Source organism: Butyricimonas faecihominis, assembly GCF_033096445.1.
Lineage (GTDB): Bacteria > Bacteroidota > Bacteroidia > Bacteroidales > Marinifilaceae > Butyricimonas > Butyricimonas faecihominis.
In genome coordinates this window covers 2,585,130-2,601,225 of the sequence record NZ_AP028155.1, presented here as the reverse complement: position 1 = coordinate 2,601,225, position 16,096 = coordinate 2,585,130, and the positions used below count along the sequence as shown (strand labels likewise).

The 16,096-nt window shown below is 43.3% G+C and carries 15 protein-coding genes; 1 reads left to right on the top strand and 14 read right to left on the bottom strand.

The genetic code is table 11. The annotated features are described in order from the left end of the window. Positions 1 to 44 precede the first annotated feature (44 nt). The 8 genes from pstB to R8806_RS10745 all read right to left on the bottom strand — a co-directional run bounded on the left by pstB (position 45) and on the right by R8806_RS10745 (position 6,997). Positions 45 to 812 carry a phosphate ABC transporter ATP-binding protein PstB gene (gene pstB / locus R8806_RS10780; protein ID WP_027200782.1) on the bottom strand — a complete coding sequence of 256 codons (768 nt, stop codon included), beginning with the start codon at positions 810 to 812 and terminating at the stop codon, positions 45 to 47. Positions 813 to 890: 78 nt separating this feature from the next. Beyond that, positions 891 to 1,754 carry a phosphate ABC transporter permease PstA gene (pstA, locus tag R8806_RS10775; RefSeq protein WP_087420782.1) on the bottom strand — a complete coding sequence of 288 codons (864 nt, stop codon included), beginning with the start codon at positions 1,752 to 1,754 and terminating at the stop codon, positions 891 to 893. Positions 1,755 to 1,762: 8 nt separating this feature from the next. Then, the gene (gene pstC, locus R8806_RS10770; protein WP_087420783.1) at positions 1,763 to 2,614 is read right to left on the bottom strand and encodes a phosphate ABC transporter permease subunit PstC; all 852 of its coding nucleotides are present in this window, start codon (positions 2,612 to 2,614) and stop codon (positions 1,763 to 1,765) included. Between the two features lie 75 nt (positions 2,615 to 2,689). Further along, a complete protein-coding gene (pstS, locus tag R8806_RS10765) occupies positions 2,690 to 3,748 on the bottom strand; it encodes a phosphate ABC transporter substrate-binding protein PstS (RefSeq protein WP_124316718.1) in 1,059 nt (352 codons plus the stop codon). 99 nt (positions 3,749 to 3,847) lie between these two features. Then, complete coding sequence (locus R8806_RS10760; RefSeq protein WP_124316717.1) at positions 3,848 to 4,834, bottom strand: porin; 987 nt, start codon at positions 4,832 to 4,834, stop codon at positions 3,848 to 3,850. 122 nt (positions 4,835 to 4,956) lie between these two features. Beyond that, positions 4,957 to 5,496, bottom strand: a complete 540-nt coding sequence (locus R8806_RS10755) for an RsmD family RNA methyltransferase (protein ID WP_124318301.1) — start codon at positions 5,494 to 5,496, stop codon at positions 4,957 to 4,959. Next, positions 5,484 to 6,326 (bottom strand): DUF3822 family protein, encoded by an 843-nt coding sequence (locus R8806_RS10750; protein WP_124318300.1) that lies wholly within the window; start codon positions 6,324 to 6,326, stop codon positions 5,484 to 5,486. Before R8806_RS10750 ends, R8806_RS10755 begins: the two co-directional genes overlap by 13 nt. Positions 6,327 to 6,352: 26 nt before the next feature. Further along, on the bottom strand, positions 6,353 to 6,997 hold the full coding sequence (locus R8806_RS10745; RefSeq protein ID WP_124318299.1) for a hypothetical protein: 645 nt from the start codon (positions 6,995 to 6,997) through the stop codon (positions 6,353 to 6,355). A 183-nt stretch (positions 6,998 to 7,180) separates the two neighbouring features. On the opposite strand from R8806_RS10745, the gene R8806_RS10740 reads away from it, so the two are divergent. Beyond that, on the top strand, positions 7,181 to 8,602 hold the full coding sequence (locus R8806_RS10740; RefSeq protein WP_118305275.1) for an ATP-dependent DNA helicase: 1,422 nt from the start codon (positions 7,181 to 7,183) through the stop codon (positions 8,600 to 8,602). A 208-nt stretch (positions 8,603 to 8,810) separates the two neighbouring features. Here R8806_RS10740 and R8806_RS10735 read toward each other — a convergent pair whose 3' ends face one another. The 6 genes from R8806_RS10735 to rny all read right to left on the bottom strand — a co-directional run bounded on the left by R8806_RS10735 (position 8,811) and on the right by rny (position 16,033). Next, positions 8,811 to 10,553 (bottom strand): phospho-sugar mutase, encoded by a 1,743-nt coding sequence (locus tag R8806_RS10735; RefSeq protein ID WP_124318232.1) that lies wholly within the window; start codon positions 10,551 to 10,553, stop codon positions 8,811 to 8,813. A 164-nt stretch (positions 10,554 to 10,717) separates the two neighbouring features. Next, positions 10,718 to 11,071: a 50S ribosomal protein L19 gene (rplS, locus tag R8806_RS10730; RefSeq protein WP_027200792.1), complete on the bottom strand. Its 354-nt coding sequence runs from the start codon at positions 11,069 to 11,071 to the stop codon at positions 10,718 to 10,720. Between the two features lie 148 nt (positions 11,072 to 11,219). After that, positions 11,220 to 12,917: a dipeptidase gene (locus R8806_RS10725; RefSeq protein ID WP_124317608.1), complete on the bottom strand. Its 1,698-nt coding sequence runs from the start codon at positions 12,915 to 12,917 to the stop codon at positions 11,220 to 11,222. A 32-nt stretch (positions 12,918 to 12,949) separates the two neighbouring features. Beyond that, positions 12,950 to 13,411 (bottom strand): DUF4293 domain-containing protein, encoded by a 462-nt coding sequence (locus R8806_RS10720; RefSeq protein ID WP_124317607.1) that lies wholly within the window; start codon positions 13,409 to 13,411, stop codon positions 12,950 to 12,952. A 13-nt stretch (positions 13,412 to 13,424) separates the two neighbouring features. Beyond that, positions 13,425 to 14,303 carry a nucleoside phosphorylase gene (locus tag R8806_RS10715; protein ID WP_124317606.1) on the bottom strand — a complete coding sequence of 293 codons (879 nt, stop codon included), beginning with the start codon at positions 14,301 to 14,303 and terminating at the stop codon, positions 13,425 to 13,427. Between the two features lie 194 nt (positions 14,304 to 14,497). Continuing rightward, complete coding sequence (gene rny / locus R8806_RS10710) at positions 14,498 to 16,033, bottom strand: ribonuclease Y (protein WP_087420794.1); 1,536 nt, start codon at positions 16,031 to 16,033, stop codon at positions 14,498 to 14,500. Positions 16,034 to 16,096 lie beyond the last annotated feature (63 nt).

Genomic DNA, 16,096 nt, shown 5'->3' with positions numbered 1-16,096 from the left:
TTTATAGAGGGAGTTCGATCTAAACTCATAAATCAAAAATTGTTTTATCCGAATTGTCCCGTCAAGTACTCTTCCGTGCGTTTGTCACTTGGGTTTGTGAACATTTTCTGGGTTTCGTCATATTCGATTAAATGACCGAGGTACATGAACATCGAGTAATCCGATATACGAGCTGCCTGTGACATATTATGTGTGACAATCAAGATTGTGAATTCGTTTTTCAGATCCAGCAACAACTCTTCGATTCGATTGGTGGCAATCGGGTCCAAGGCTGAGGTCGGCTCATCCATTAGCAAAACTTTCGGTTTTAGTGAAAGAGCCCGGGCAATGCATAACCGTTGCTGCTGACCACCGGAAAGGAAGGTCCCTTTCTTGAATAGGGAGTCTTTCACTTCGTCCCATAATCCCACGTTTTTAAGGCTTTCCTCTACTAACTGGTCTTTTTCCTGCTTGGGAAGAGAAATCCCGTTCAATTTATACCCGGCGATCACGTTGTCATAAATGCTCATCGTGGGGAACGGGTTCGGGCGTTGGAATACCATTCCCGCCATGCGTCGTACTTCCATGGGGTTTGTCTTTAATATATTTTTTCCGTTCAGGAGAATCTCTCCCGTGGTCTTGATGTCCGGGTACAATTCGTGCATCCGGTTGATCGCCCGTAACAAGGTACTCTTTCCACATCCGGAGGGGCCCATGATAGCCGTGATTTTCTTTTCTGCAATATCCGCGCTAACTTCTTCTACCGCGTTTTTTCCCGGGGTGTACGAAATGGAAACTTTTTTAAGTTGTAATATAGGATTTGTGATAACCATGATTAATTTTAGATTTTAGATTTTAAATTTTAGATTGAAAGCCTGTTTGTAATGCAATTTAAAATTTAAAATTTACAATTATTGAACTCTCCATTTTTTTGCAATTTGTTTTGCTATAATATTGAGGGTCAGAATTAACATTAACAGGAAGAGGGAGGAACTCCAGATCATGTCGATCAGGTTCGGGTCATTGTAAAACTCCCAGATCAACAAGGGAACCGCGCTCGTGGGTTTCAACACGTCCCAGTTGATAGCGGTGCTACCCAAGGCTGTTAACATCAGGGGTGCGGTTTCGCCCATAACCCGGGAGATAGCCAGCAAGATACCCGTGAACAATCCCCCGAAGGCTGCGGGTAACAATACTTTTAGAATGACACTGGTGTAGGAGGCTCCTAATGCAAGTCCGGCCTCTTTCAAACTTCCCGGGAGCATCTTTAACGTCTCTTCCGTGGAACGCACGATTAACGGGAGCATCATGATACTAAGGGCGACACTTCCCGCGAGGGCGGAATAACTACCTAGGGGTTTCACGACCCATGCATAAGCGATAATACCGATTACGATGGAAGGGCTACCTTGAATCAGATCTGTCAAGAAACGAGTGATGTTCGAAAATTTGGTCTTCGGGTGTTCCGAGAGATGAATGCCGACCATGATTCCGATAGGGATAGCAATAATTGCGGCTAGGACAACCATGAGTAACGTACCGGTAATCCCGTTTGCAATTCCGCCCGGAATAATGTCTCCCGTACCTCTGGCCAGCATGGCGTCCAAGGTACTTGGAGCGCTCTCCGTGAAAAAGTTCCAATTAATCTGTTTGTAGCCTTTTTTGATTAATTCCCAGATGATGGCGAATAACGGGATTACCGTCAGAGAGGCCAGAAAACAGGTCGTGTAGAAAAAGACCTTGTTTTTTATCGTTCTATATCTTAAACTACTCATTGTTGCAATCAATTAAGTTTCTTGATGATGAGTTTTGCCACTAGATTGATGATTGCCGTGATCAGGAATAATAGTAACCCGATGGCAATCAAGGAGCTTAATTTTAACCCGTCTGCCTCTCCGAACTGGTTTGCGATGATACTGGCCATCGTGTTACCCGTGTCTGCCAGTGAGGTGGGCAAGTTATTCGTGTTGCCGATAAGCATGGTTACTGCCATGGTTTCTCCAAGAGCCCGTCCCAGAGCTAGGATATAGCTGGCAAATACTCCGGAACCGGCAGAGGGAAAAGTGACTGTTCTGATCACCTCGTAGCGGGTGGCTCCCAAACTATATGCAGCCTCTTTCAGTTCGTTGGGAACCATGGATATGAACTCGCCACTGAGGGAGGATGCATAGGGGATGATCATGATTGCCAGAATAATGGATGAGGTCAATACTCCGAATCCTTGTGAATTGACTCCCATCTCGATGATAATCGGGCGGAAGGTATAAAATCCCCATAATCCGTACACGATCGAGGGAATTCCCGCGAGTAAATCTATAATGGAACTGATGAACGTGGCAATCTTTTTACCTCGAAAGAATTCACCCGTGAAAAGTGCCACGGGCAGAGAAAATGGGATACAGAATATAAGTGCCAGAAAAGAGGTTAGGAGGGTTCCCACGATAAAGGAAAGGGCTCCATAAGTTTCTCTGTCCGGATGGGGATCCCATTCTGTTGACCCGATAAACTGGAAGAATCCGTAATGGCTGAGAGCCGGGATCGAGCCGCTGACCAGTGAATAAATCATGCCGGCACTAATCAGTAGAATCAGGATACAACAAATAGAGAGTAGCCGTTTAAAAATAAGATCACGCATAGTTAGTTACAAGTTACAGGTTACAAGTTACAGGTTGGCAAGATTCAACTTGCAACCTGTAAACTTGTAACTTTATTAATTCAGGACTTTTTTGCCCTCGAAACTTATAGAGTTTAATAGTGTTTTGGCGTTAGCCACGGCTGATTGGGGAAGGGGAGAGTAATGAACTTTTGTAGTCAATGCTTGTGCTTCCGGGCTTAACATCCAATCGAGTAATTTCACGGTTGCCTGTGCTTGTGCTAGGCTTCTGTTTGCATAGGCTTGTTCCTTGTAAAGGATAATCCATGTGAAACAACTGATGGGGTAAGCGTCCGGTGCGGAAGAGTTCGTGATCATGGTACGGGTATCTGCCGGCATTTCGCCTTTTGCTGCTGCGGAAATACTTTCTGTATTCGGCATGATGAAGTTGCCGGAAGCGTTTTTCATTTGGGCCATCGGAATATTCAAGGAGAAAGCGTACTCTGATCCCACGTATCCGATCGCTCCGGGGGTTTGGCTGATTGTTCCGGCTACACCGGGATTACCTTTAGCTGCCAAGCCTGCCGGCCATTTCAATGATTTACCTGTACCCACGTTTTCTTTCCAATCATTGCTTACTTTCGTCAAGTAATCACTGAAAACGAAGGTGGTACCGCTACCATCTGAACGGTATACCGGGGTTAATTCTTTGTCCGGAAGAGTTACTCCGGGATTTAATTCCTGAATTTTAGCATCATTCCATTTGGTGATTTTGCCCAGATAGATGTCGGCAACCACCTCTCCGGAAAGTTTTAATTCTTTCACTTCCGGTAAATTGTAAGCCATAACCACGGCTCCCATACAAGTCGGGATGTGTACCGTTGCGTAGGGCATCTCTTGCATCTCCGCGTCAGACAGGTAGGCATCCGATCCCCCGAAATCAACAATCTTGTCTTTCAGGCTTCTGATACCACCGCCACTACCAATACCCCCGTAAGTCACGGCGTTACCCGTTTTCTCTTGGTAGGTCTTGAATGCCAAGTTGTAGAATGGTAAGGGGAAAGTAGCTCCGGCTGCAGCGATGTTCATTTTTTTGCTCTCGGACTCTTTGTTCTTCTTCGAGTTCCCGCAAGATGCAATAGCGATAGCTAAAATAAGGATCAATAAATTTTTCATTTCTGATAGTATTAATTTCAACGTCTTCTGATTCATTTATTACACTGCAAGTTTAGATGAATCTTGTTACACGAATGTTGCGCATTTGTTACATTAATGTTACAACTTGAATTCGATGTTCAGATAGACGAAAGAGCTTGATTTACCGTCTCTTGGGTTCCAAGTGGAGAAATTCGGGGCGATTTTTAGTTGTTTGATCGGGGCATATTGAACACCTACTAAGATTCGTTGTCCGTCAGCACTGCTCCAATCATCTTTGGAACCTAGGTTATCATATCTTCCGAAGAGATTGAATTGATCTTCCAGCTTGATAGTAGAATAAACGGAGAATCCGGATTGATCGTTGTCTTCCTTGAACTTGGTGTTATACATTTGGTTATATTCAGCTCCGATGGAGAATAACTCGTGTTTGTAACCAGCGAAGAAGGCTAAATTCTGTTGATCTTTAGTCTCGTCTTCTTCGATGTTCTTACTGGCAAGATCGTAATAAGCGCGCAGAGTCAAATTCTTAACGGGAAGAATTGTTGCTCCCACGGCATACCTGTATTTGTTGTCACCGTTCAATTTTTTGTAACCTTCCCCGTTACTAATCGTGATGTCGGCAGAGAGCCATTTTGTAAATTTGTATTTACCCAAGATTCCCATATCTGCGCTGGAACCGAATTTATACTCGTCTTGGAAGGATTTCATGATATAACGATATCCCCAGAATTTTTCCTGTACGTTGAATTGTTCCAAACCGATCAAACCGAAGTCCAGCGTGAAATTACCCGTCTTCCAGCTTAACATGGCATTCTTTATATACGCCACTCTTTCGAGGTCGGAACCTGAAACTTTGGTGGAACCCATGTCAAACACAACTTTTCCGCTTAATTTTTCTGTCAAGGAGAATTGATACCCAAGGTAAGCACGATCAAGTGCGAATCCGGATTCTTTATTTGCGTTTCCAATCCCGGCATGATAGTTCGCGAAAACAGTAACAATCGGTTGTCCCTTGATTTGGAATTTCTTCTTTTCTTCTTGTTTCTGACCGAAACTACTTAAACAAATAGCAGCTAAAACCACACTAATTAAAATCCTTTTCATTTGTCAAACTTTTAGTTAATATTAAAATTAAATACCTCTTGTTTTCGGCAGCTAAAGTAGACTGAAAAGGTTTCCTAAATAATACGATTCCGTTACATCAATGTTACATTTATTAGGTTTGTTTATTGTCTTTTGAAGATCGAGAAGTTAACACTACCGTACCGGCGATGTTCGAAAAAGTTGGGTTCCGAGGAGAAGTCCACGGTGCCGGGATGTTCGATAATGGCGATTCCGTCCGGGGCCAGTAGATCGTTATTGAAAATGGCAGCCGGAATCTCGTTGATTTTTTCTAGGTTGTAAGGAGGGTCTGCGAAAATGATGTCAAAGGTCGTTCCGTTCAGTTTTTTGCAGGCGATAAACACGTCTGTTTTGAAAATGGTCATATTCTTGAATCCCAATTGGGCGGCCGTCTTTTTTATAAAGGCGTAATGGTTATAGTTGAGTTCGATAGAAACTATTTTCCCTGCCCCCCGGGATGCGAATTCGTAACTGATACTTCCCGTTCCTGCAAAAAGATCCAGTACGGAGGCATCCTCAATATCTATATAATTGTTGAGGACATTAAATAAATTCTCTTTGGCAAAATCCGTTGTCGGACGTGCTTTGAAATTTTTGTCGGGTGTGATGATTTTACCTTTGTGTGTACCGCTTATAATCCGCATCGATGAAGATTTAACAAGTGAGTAAAATGAGAACTGTTGAATTCTTTATCGTGAAGAATACCGTTTAACAGGGGTTCTTTAGCAAAATAGGGATTCGGGAGATAGAGCGAGAGTAACTCTTTCAGTTTATTATCTTTGAGTGCCGGGCCGCATATCGAAAGATGCGCTTTCTCTTGGTTGATTCCGCACTCTTTGATACAATTTAATAAAAAGTACACGATGTCAGTCATCGCTTTGTAGCTAAACGTGTTAAATAGCTGAATACCGGAGTCTCGGATAAATAACAGATCAAAATAGTTGTCCTGAATGTCTAGGAAGATCTGCTCCGTGTCTCGTAGCGCCTTGCTCATGGCACCTAGTATAAAAGGGTATGCCCCATTTACGATTTGAACCACGGGAAAATGTTCCCGTACAAAATCATGAAACGATGAAATAACCGTCTCCACGAGATAGGCTTCTATCCCCTCTATGTGGTGATAGAGGATCGTGTCATCCGGTGATACTTCTTGGTTGACCGTGTAGAGGGTGGCAATATTGGCCTTGTCGAAAAAGGCTCCCGGAACCAGTAGTTTTTCCTTGAAACACGGCATGATATATACTTTCTTGAAACGGAGGTTCAAGATCGCATCATTCACCACGTAATTTTTTAACCTGGCCACGACGGCCTCTCTGGAATCCGCTGCATAGGGTTCGTGTACAAACACGACTAGCTTTTCCGTTTCATCATGCACGCAAAATGAAAATCCATCCGTTGCATAACGGATGGATAATATCGATTTCTTAGATGATTCGTAAGTAAAATTGGAGTCAACAAAATAAATGCTCTGCATGTATTTATTCGTTTACGAACCGGAAATTACTCCCAGTTACCCACGTTATTGTTTGCCTCTTGTACGCTACCCACTTTTAATCCCGGGTATTTGTTTAATCTTATTCTTTCACCGTTTTCCTCCAAAATGGCATCTTCGTATTCATCGAACAAGTCTTCAAAAATGACCATGTTTGAAATACGAGCCTCGAAAACAGGTACTTCAATACCGGAATCCGTCCAGATCATGTTGGTCCCCATCAAGAATTCATGTTTCTTTTTGGTAAAAGGAACATACCGAAGATCATCAATCGGATAGTTTTTACCGAATAATTGTTCTAAAGCGGCAACTCTGATCGTGTCACGGATAATCAACCCTTTTTTCAAAGCGTCTTGTTCCGTCATACCTTCTTCAAGTTGATCATCGGTAAGTTCTCCGATAGAACGTACGGTTTTCAATGAATCGTATTTCACGAAATTGATTAATGAATCGAAACTACTAGTGTATGTTCCATGGATACTCTTGAAAGCATCTTGAGCTGTTCTGATATCTTTCAATTTTTGGATAACCCTATCATATCTCTGTTTTTTCAATTTCTGAAATTGAATAGGATTCTGCACGCTTTCGTAGCACATATATCCCAGATAGAGAGCGGCAGCTGCTAAAAGAATTTGAATAATAATTTTTTTCATCTTTTTCGTCAGTATATTTATTATGTATTAAACAAGTTAGTTCTCGTTATTATTTAAGCTGTTTTTTCCTATCTTTACACGGTATTTTTTGACGATACCGAGAACAAATCCTTAATGGATTGTCGTGTCGGCAAATATAAAAAAAAAAAGATCACAGCACACTTTTGTCTATTAAATTTAGTGATGATAAATGAACATTTTGAACGTATTGTAAAAGAGAAGTTTGGATTCGATTTTTCGCCCACGCAACAGGCGGCAATGAAGAATTTTTTAGCTTTTCTCTTTGATCGTCATCCTGAAAGTTTGTTTTTATTGAAAGGATATGCCGGAACGGGGAAAACTTCTTTGGTGGCGGCCATCGTGAATACATTACTGCAATTTGAACAACAGGTTGTTTTATTGGCTCCGACGGGAAGAGCGGCGAAAGTGTTTTCCGGTTATTCTCATCAGCCTGCTTTTACGATACATAAAAAGATTTACCGGCAGAAAAATGCACAGGAGGGAGTCGGAATATTCAACTTGGGATTTAACGGGAATGCCAACACGCTTTTTTTCGTGGATGAGGCATCCATGATCTCAATGGGTTCTCAGGATTCGAATTTTGGGACGGGGTCTTTGCTGGATGACCTGATTGAGTTCGTGTACAACGGGAGGAATAACCGCTTGGTGTTAATCGGGGATACAGCCCAGTTACCCCCGATTGGCGTGGATGTCAGCCCGGCCTTGGAGGCTGATTTCTTGCAGGTGAGTTACGGAATGGAGATATATGAGGCAAACTTGACCGATATTATGCGGCAGTCGGAACAATCCGGGATTCTGTATAATGCTACTCGGGTACGGGAAATGATCGGGGCGGGACCTTTTGCCAAACTCTTGCTTCGGGTAGCGGGTTTTCCGGATATTGTACGGGTAAGTGGGAGTGAACTACTGGAAGAGTTAGATCAATGTTATAGCTCTTTTGGGATGGACGAAACGATGGTGATTTGTCGGTCGAATAAACGGGCCAATCGTTTTAACGAGGGGATACGGGCCAGAATCCTTTACCGGGAAGATGCTTTCAGTAGTGGGGATAAAGTTATGATCGTGAAGAATAATTATTTCTGGGGAGCGGAGTACGATAAGGTGGATTTTATTGCGAACGGGGATATTGCTACTGTGGAGAAGGTCGGGAAATATAAGGATTTATACGGATTCCATTTTGTCAATACTCGTCTAAGTATTTACGGTTACGAGGAAGAGATCACGGCATGGGTCATGTTGGATACCTTGACCACGGAACAACCTGCATTGAGTTATGAAGATTATCGGCGGTTGTATATGGCCGTGGAAGAGGATTATACAGATATTGCTTCCAAGCAAAAACGGTTTAAGAAAATTCAAGAGAACGAATATTATAATGCCCTGCAAATTAAATTTGCCTATGCAGTCACGTGTCATAAAGCCCAAGGGGGACAATGGGATGCGGTATTTGTTGATCCGGGATGGCTGGGAGAGGATTCTTATGACGATGAGTATTGGCGTTGGCTATACACGGCATTTACCCGGGCCCGCAAAAAATTATACCTGATTAATTTCAAGGATGAGATGATCGAGATGGAGGGATAAAAGAGAGGTGTCAAAAGTCATTTATTAAACTCCTCCGTCACTTCGTGCCACCTCCTCTATAAACAGAGGAGGTGCTGGTGATTTTTCCCGAAAATAGAGAGTATTTTCCCGAAAATAGAGAGTATTTCAGCTCTCCCTCTGTTTATAGAGGGAGTACCCCGAAGGGGGGAGGGAGTTTGAAAAATGACTTTTGACACCTTTATGCTTTTTATTGAAGCTTCAAATCCTTGATAATAGCATCAATACGGGCGTTCGCATCCTGCTGCACCCGTTCATAGTCATTCATATCTTTCATCTGGGCCCGGGCTTCAAAGTAAAATTTAATCTTAGGTTCAGTACCGGAAGGACGAACGGAAATCTTACTACCATCGGCCAAGAAGAATTGCAAAACGTCACTTTTCGTCTCGAAATTGAGGTGCGTTTTTTCTCCCGTTTGTAGGTTTGTTGCTTCCAAAGAGAGGTAGTCTTTTTTCAACACAACCGGACTATGATTAATCTCTTTCGGGGTGTTGTGGCGGAACTCTTCCATCATGGCTTTGATCTCTTGCGCCCCGCTTAAACCTTTGCGCACGATATAAATCATTCTCTCTTGCGAGAATCCGTATTTGGCATAGATTTCCTTGAGGAAAGAGTACAGTGTTTTATTTTGCATCTTTACCCAAGCGGCGATTTCGGCCATTAATGACGTGGCAGAAACCCCGTCTTTGTCCCGGGTAAATGCTCCCGGCATGTAGCCAAAAGATTCTTCCCCGCCACCGATGAATTTCTCCCCGCCTTCTTTGCGGATCACGTCGGCAATCCATTTGAATCCGGTGTACACGTCATAACAGATGATATGATTCTTTTCTGCAATGTCTTTAATCAACTCGGTAGTGACTATGGTTTTTACCGTGTATTCACCACCTTTAAGTTGGTTCAGTTCTTTTTTTCTGCGGATGATGTATTCCGTGAAAATAATATTGGTCTGGTTTCCGTTCAATAGCGTCCATTCTCCCGCGTCATTTTTTACGGCGATACCAATACGGTCCCCATCCGGGTCACAAGCCATAGCCAAATCTGCATCAATTTTGCGAGCCAAGTCTAGAGCCATTTTGAAAGCTGCCGGTTCCTCCGGGTTTGCAGATGCCACGGTCGGGAAATCCCCGTCGGGAATACTTTGCTCCGGTACGGTATGAATGTTCGTGAATCCCCAGTTATGTAAAGAGGCAGGAACAAGTTCGTAGGTAGTTCCATGTAGTGGGGTAAAGACGATTTTTAAATCGTGTTCTTTTTGTATGGCTTCCGGTGAAAGACTTAATGTTTTCACTTTATCCAAGTATTTTTTGTCAAAATCTTTTCCTAAAATGGTGATCATTTCCGGTACTCCTTCGAATTTAATATCCGAGACTTGTACTTTTTTTACTTCATCGATCACGTTTTTATCATGCGGGGGAACGAGTTGCGATCCGTCATCCCAGTATGCTTTATAACCGTTATATTCTTTCGGGTTGTGAGAGGCGGTAAGAATAACACCACCTTTACAGCCTAAGTCCCGGATAGCAAATGACATTTCGGGCGTGGGGCGCAAGTCTTCGAACAGGTAAACGTGTATTCCGTTGGCCGAGAAAATATTGGCGGCTGTTTCTGAAAAGAGCCGGGAGTTATGACGGCAGTCATGACCGATACATACGGCTTTTTTTTCATTCGGGAACATCTTGTTGATGTAGTTTGAAAAACCTTGCGTGGCAGCGCCTACCGTGTAAATGTTCATGCGGTTGGTTCCCACTCCCATGATTCCCCGTAAACCGCCGGTTCCGAATTCCAGATCGTTGTAAAACGATTCAATCAATTCTGTCGTGTCCGTGTTTTCCAACATGCGTTTTACTTCTTCGCGTGTTTTTTCATCGTATGCCTTGTCCAACCATTTTTCGGCTTTGGCTCGGGCTATTTTTATGATGTCATTATTTTCCATAAGTACTCATTTTATTTACCTTCTTGCAAAGTTAGGATTTTCTTAAATGAATAGTATGGATTTTGGAATTAAATTGTTACGTTTCAACGAAGAAATTTTGAGAAAATGTTTAAATAAAAAAGCCTCGTTTCAAACGAGGCTTTTTTATATGGCTAAAGCTTAAATTAAAATTTCTTCTCTTTAATTTTTGCTTTCTTTCCGGTAAGCTCACGGAAGTAGAAAATTCTGGATCTACGAACAACACCTCTCTTGTTCACCTCGATTGCATGAATGTAAGGAGAATTGAAAGGAATGATACGTTCTACGCCCACGTTACCAGACATTTTTCTAACTGTAAAAGTCTTGGTAGTTCCTGTTCCCTTAATTTGGATAACAACACCTTTGAAAATCTGAATACGTTCTTTGTTTCCTTCTTTAATTTTGTAGTGTACGCTAATGGTATCACCCGTGTTGAATGAAGGAATTTCGATAGCGTTTTCTTGAGCAAAAGCCTGTTCCGCAATTTTAATTAAGTCCATTGTCTTTATTTTAAAAAGTTTATTTATCGAACGCAGTATTACGACTTTTGTCTTTTATGTAAGAGACTACGTACGTTTCAAAATCGAGTGGCAAAGGTAGAAAAATAAATATTCCGATGCAAGCATCGGAATATTTATTTTGTAGTGTTTATTCTACCACCTCAAGTTTTTTACCCGTCTGTTCGATAATCATTCGGAGATACCATTCCGGTAAAGCAGGCTGCTCCACTTTCGGGTTTTTCTCTCCTGGGATTGCGGTTTTCACGTTACCATCCATGAATTTACAGAACAGGTAGCCGTAGAAATCTCTCCACGTGTCCACCAGATGATTTCCCGTGCGACAGGAAAAGTCCGTGATAAATTTAATCGCTGATTCTTTGTCTTGAGCTAACATCTCTTTTGCTCCGGCATCGATCATTTGGACGAAATTCACGTATTGTTGTTCCAGCGCAACTTGTTTTGCACGAATTTCCGGGTGAATCAAGTTATAGCGTGTGTACGCGAAGTTCGTTACTTGGTTGAATACCCAGAAGGCTGCTTTATTGGTGAATTCCATCATGCTGCCGTTACCAACTGCGAAAGCGAAAGGTACTTCCGTGGCTGCTGAATACATCGGGAAATACACGGAACTGGCTGCATCATCAACACCAAACCAAAGGATTCCTCCGATTTCATCGGGTAACCAACTTCTACATTGTGCTACAAATGTGAATCCGGTTTGTTGGGTTGCTGTTGCTCTTTCGTGAACATATTCCTTCCCGTCTACTTTGAAGCTCATCGGACGCCATCTGTACGGACATTCGTACGGACCGGCTCCCATATCCTTGCTCATATCCAGTTCTGTTCCTTCCAGGTGATCGCGCATGAAATCCATCACTTGCATCACGTCTACTTTCTCGCTGGGTTTAATCCATAACGGCATACGGTTGGTCGCGTAACCTTTGCTATCCCGTTGAATATTTCTTCCCGTGGCATAATCCCAGTATTGAGCCATGTCCGGGTTCACGGCATTAAAGAATGCCCAAACACGGATTTCACAGGCACGAGCCCCGCTGAAGTCAACTGGAGCGTAAGTATCAGAGAAACTGAAATCTTTATTTTTCCCGTCTTGAGGATAGAATCCTTTTTCTTTCGCGAAAGAGATCACGTCCTTGGAATACACGGTGGTGATATTCGGATCGTAAATCTTATTCATTTTGTCAGAAGAGATAGAAGTTTTACCTTCTAGCGGGAAAGTTGTGATACGAGCTTGGTTCGCGTGGGCGGAAACATACCCGTCCGGTACCATGCGTGCAACCCAAACAGCTCCTTTTTCTCCTTCTCCCTTACCGATGATTTCGATAATCCATACTTCGTTCGGGTCAATGATGGAGATAGACTCTCCACTACTTGCCCAACCGTATTTTTCAATCAAGTCGGTCATTATTACAATGGCCTCACGGGCATTTTTCGCACGTTGTAACGTGATATATATAGCACTACCATAATCTATAATAGCTCCCGTTTGGGATTCCAGTTCTTTACGTCCCCCGAAAGTGGTTTCGGAAATAGCGAGCTGATGCTCGTTCATGTTTCCTACCACGTTGTACGTGTGGGCTACTTGCGGGATTTTACCCATAAATTTACCGGTGTCCCACTCGTAGACATCGAGCATACTTCCGGCAGGCCAGTCTTGTGCGGGCCAGTGATACAATTCTCCGTATAAAACGTGGGAGTCGGCAGAATAAGTGACCATTGTCGACCCGTCTTTCGTTGCTCCTTTCGTGAATAAAAAGTTCGTGCAGGCCATCGTGTACGTGGTGCAGCAAACTAACGCTAGTGTAACCAGTAAATGTGCTTTTCTCATTTTTAGTTATTGGTTTATGATTATTTTGATAATTATCGAATTCTGTCAAAAGATTTGAGCAATTTGATGTCTTTAAGTATTCCCCTTATGGCCATGTATGTGAAAATAATACAGATCACGGGTAATATAAGGCTGAATTTATAAAGAATCTCGGCGTTCATTTTGTCCGCGAATTGATTGATGTGATACCACATCAAGATAATGGCACCGATCAATAGGATGATCTCCACGATACATAAGCGCAACTGGAGGAAACGTTTTTTGAACAGGAACACGTTCACTAAGGGAACCCCGATCGTGAAAATATTCATGATTAACAAGGCCCAGTAGTGGGCTTGTAGCACGCTGTTTTCTCCAATGAGAACCACTCCATAAGTAAAAAAGTTATAGCTCGCATCATTCGGGATAAGCAATTGGGCGATCGGCACGTACAATGGAATCGTCATGATGATTGCTACCACGAGCAAGTAAATAGTTTGAATCCTTTGAATCATAATTAATAAGTGATTAACGTATGAGAGAATTTAATGTATATTCAATAAGTTTCTTCATGTGCGGTTTGTAATCGGCCGAGGCATCCCCGGTTGCCCGGTTGGCAATGATCAGGCAAATCGTGGTGGCCCGGTGGCCCATAAGAGCGGCTAGGCCGGCAATGGCGGCACTTTCCATCTCGTAATTGACGATCTTGTAATTCCCGAATCTGAAACGGGCAATCTCGTCATTCACTGTCGGCATCTCGATCGGTAAGCGAAGCACTCGTCCCTGTGGCCCGTAGAATCCGTTTGCTGTCAACGTGACGCCTTTCACGGTAACGCCTTCCGTGTGTAATTTGTCCACCAGTTCGTCAGATGCTTTTACCGCGTACGGGCGGGCTGCTAAGGGTGTCCAGTGACACTCCTTGATAAAGGCCTCCTCGAAAGCGGCATCACATACCATTTCGTTATCCCGGTAGAAACGCAATACCCCGTCTATGCCGAGGCTCATTTCCGAGATCACGAATGAATGTACGGGTACATCTGCCTGCACGGAACCGGAAGTCCCGATTCGTACTATATTTAATGTTTTCTTTTCCGCGTTTATTTCTTTGGTGTGCAAGTTGATATTGGCCAAAGCATCCAGTTCATTCATCACGATGTCGATGTTATCCGCACCGATTCCGGTAGAGATAACTGACAGGCGGTGTCCCTTGTAATATCCGGTGATGGTACAGAACTCCCGATCGCTTTTCCTGACGTCTATTTTCTCGAAATACGAGGCAATCATTTCTACTCGGGAAGGGTCACCCACGAGGATCACTTGTTCTGCCAGATCTTCGGGATGAAGGTGGAGGTGAAAGACACTCCCGTCATCGTTCGTGATTAATTCTGATGATTTTATTGGCTCCATATACTGTTTACTTTTTGAGCAACCAAATTTAGTAAAACAAATAATACCGGACAAATGTTTGGGGGTTTTTAATCTTGTCGCTCCGGCTGGATTAAAAAGTTACAGGTTACAAGTTAAGTCTTCGACTTTAAACCTGTAACCTGCAACTTATAACCTATAACTTAAAAGTCCGGCAAAAATGGCCGGACTTTTATCTATTTCGCGTAATTTATAGCGCGTGTTTCTCGAATCACCGTGACTTTCACCTGACCGGGATAGGTCATTTCATCCTGAATCTTTTTAGCGATCTCGTATGAAATCTTCTCTGCTTCCGTGTCAGATACCTTTTCACTACCAACGACTACCCGCAATTCGCGGCCGGCTTGGATGGCGTAGGTCTTGACCACTCCATTATAAGAAAGTGCCAGGTCTTCCATCTCTTTCAGGCGCTTGATGTATGACTCAACCACTTCCCGTCTTGCTCCCGGACGTGCGCCTGAGATGGCGTCACAAGCCTGAACGATCGGGGCGATCATCGTTGTCATTTCAATCTCTTCGTGGTGGGCTCCGATAGCGTTGCAAATATCCGGTTTTTCCTTGTACTTTTCAGCTAGGCGCATACCGAGAATTGCGTGCGGTAATTCCGGCTCGTCATCGGGCACTTTTCCAATATCATGCAATAATCCGGCACGTTTTGCTTTCTTCACGTTCAAGCCCAATTCTGCGGCCATGATGGCACAGAGGTTGGCTGTTTCGCGAGCGTGTTGTAACAAGTTCTGCCCGTAAGAAGAACGATATTTCATTTTGCCGACTAACCGAATTAATTCCGGGTGCAACCCGTGAATACCCAAGTCGATGGTGGTGCGTTTTCCTGTCTCGACGATCTCTTCCTCGATTTGTTTTTTCACCTTGTTTACTACTTCCTCAATCCGTGCCGGGTGAATACGTCCGTCGGTAACTAATTGGTGGAGTGAAAGGCGAGCGATTTCGCGTCTTACCGGGTCAAATCCGGAAAGTACAATTGCCTCCGGGGTGTCGTCCACGATGATTTCAACACCGGTGGCTGCTTCCAGCGCCCGGATGTTACGTCCTTCCCGTCCGATGATACGTCCCTTGATTTCATCCGAATCAATATGGAATATAGATACGGCATTTTCGGTAGCGGTTTCCGTGGCCACCCGCTGGATGGTTTTTACCACGATCTTTTTCGCCTCCATGTTTGCCGTCATTTTTGCCTCTTCCATAATCTCGTTCACGTATGACATCGCTTCGGTTTCGGCCTCGTCTTTCAAAGAACTGATGAGTTTTTCCTTTGCCTGATCGGCAGACATTCCGGAAATGGCTTCCAGTTGCTCGATCTGTTGTTTTTTGAATTTATCCAGTTCGGCGTGTTTCTTTTCCAGTAATTCTTTTTGGGCCTCTAGCGTCTCCTGTTGTGTCTCTGCGTCTTTGATCTTGCGTTGACATTCTTCCATTTTACGAGCCAATTCGGCATCTTTTTGTTTTAGCTTGTTTTCCGCGAGAAGGATTTTGCTATTACGGGCATTCACTTGTTTTTCGTGTTCGGCCTTTATCTGCAGGAATTTCTCCTTTGCTTGCAAAATCTTGTCTTTTTTAATTACTTCCGCCTCTGCTTCCGCTTCCTTGATGATGTTTTTGCTCCTGTATTTCAAGGTCATGTTGATTAGCAGGTATCCGAGAACGAATCCCACTATCAGAGCAATAACACCGGTAATTATTATTGTTATCATATTCGTAACTTGAATTTATAGTTATATAATATATTTTGGTGTTTTTTGTTTATACAAAAAACC

Coding starts and splice junctions, on each gene's coding strand:
- pstB (WP_027200782.1), bottom strand. CDS start 812: ATGGTTATCACAAATCCTATATTACAACTTAAAAAAGTTTCCATTTCG.
- R8806_RS10750 (WP_124318300.1), bottom strand. CDS start 6,326: ATGCAGAGCATTTATTTTGTTGACTCCAATTTTACTTACGAATCATCT.
- R8806_RS10735 (WP_124318232.1), bottom strand. CDS start 10,553: ATGGAAAATAATGACATCATAAAAATAGCCCGAGCCAAAGCCGAAAAA.
- R8806_RS10715 (WP_124317606.1), bottom strand. CDS start 14,303: ATGGAGCCAATAAAATCATCAGAATTAATCACGAACGATGACGGGAGT.
- R8806_RS10725 (WP_124317608.1), bottom strand. CDS start 12,917: ATGAGAAAAGCACATTTACTGGTTACACTAGCGTTAGTTTGCTGCACC.
- R8806_RS10745 (WP_124318299.1), bottom strand. CDS start 6,997: ATGAAAAAAATTATTATTCAAATTCTTTTAGCAGCTGCCGCTCTCTAT.
- R8806_RS10755 (WP_124318301.1), bottom strand. CDS start 5,496: ATGCGGATTATAAGCGGTACACACAAAGGTAAAATCATCACACCCGAC.
- pstA (WP_087420782.1), bottom strand. CDS start 1,754: ATGAGTAGTTTAAGATATAGAACGATAAAAAACAAGGTCTTTTTCTAC.
- pstS (WP_124316718.1), bottom strand. CDS start 3,748: ATGAAAAATTTATTGATCCTTATTTTAGCTATCGCTATTGCATCTTGC.
- R8806_RS10740 (WP_118305275.1), top strand. CDS start 7,181: ATGATAAATGAACATTTTGAACGTATTGTAAAAGAGAAGTTTGGATTC.
- rplS (WP_027200792.1), bottom strand. CDS start 11,071: ATGGACTTAATTAAAATTGCGGAACAGGCTTTTGCTCAAGAAAACGCT.
- pstC (WP_087420783.1), bottom strand. CDS start 2,614: ATGCGTGATCTTATTTTTAAACGGCTACTCTCTATTTGTTGTATCCTG.
- R8806_RS10720 (WP_124317607.1), bottom strand. CDS start 13,411: ATGATTCAAAGGATTCAAACTATTTACTTGCTCGTGGTAGCAATCATC.
- R8806_RS10760 (WP_124316717.1), bottom strand. CDS start 4,834: ATGAAAAGGATTTTAATTAGTGTGGTTTTAGCTGCTATTTGTTTAAGT.
- rny (WP_087420794.1), bottom strand. CDS start 16,033: ATGATAACAATAATAATTACCGGTGTTATTGCTCTGATAGTGGGATTC.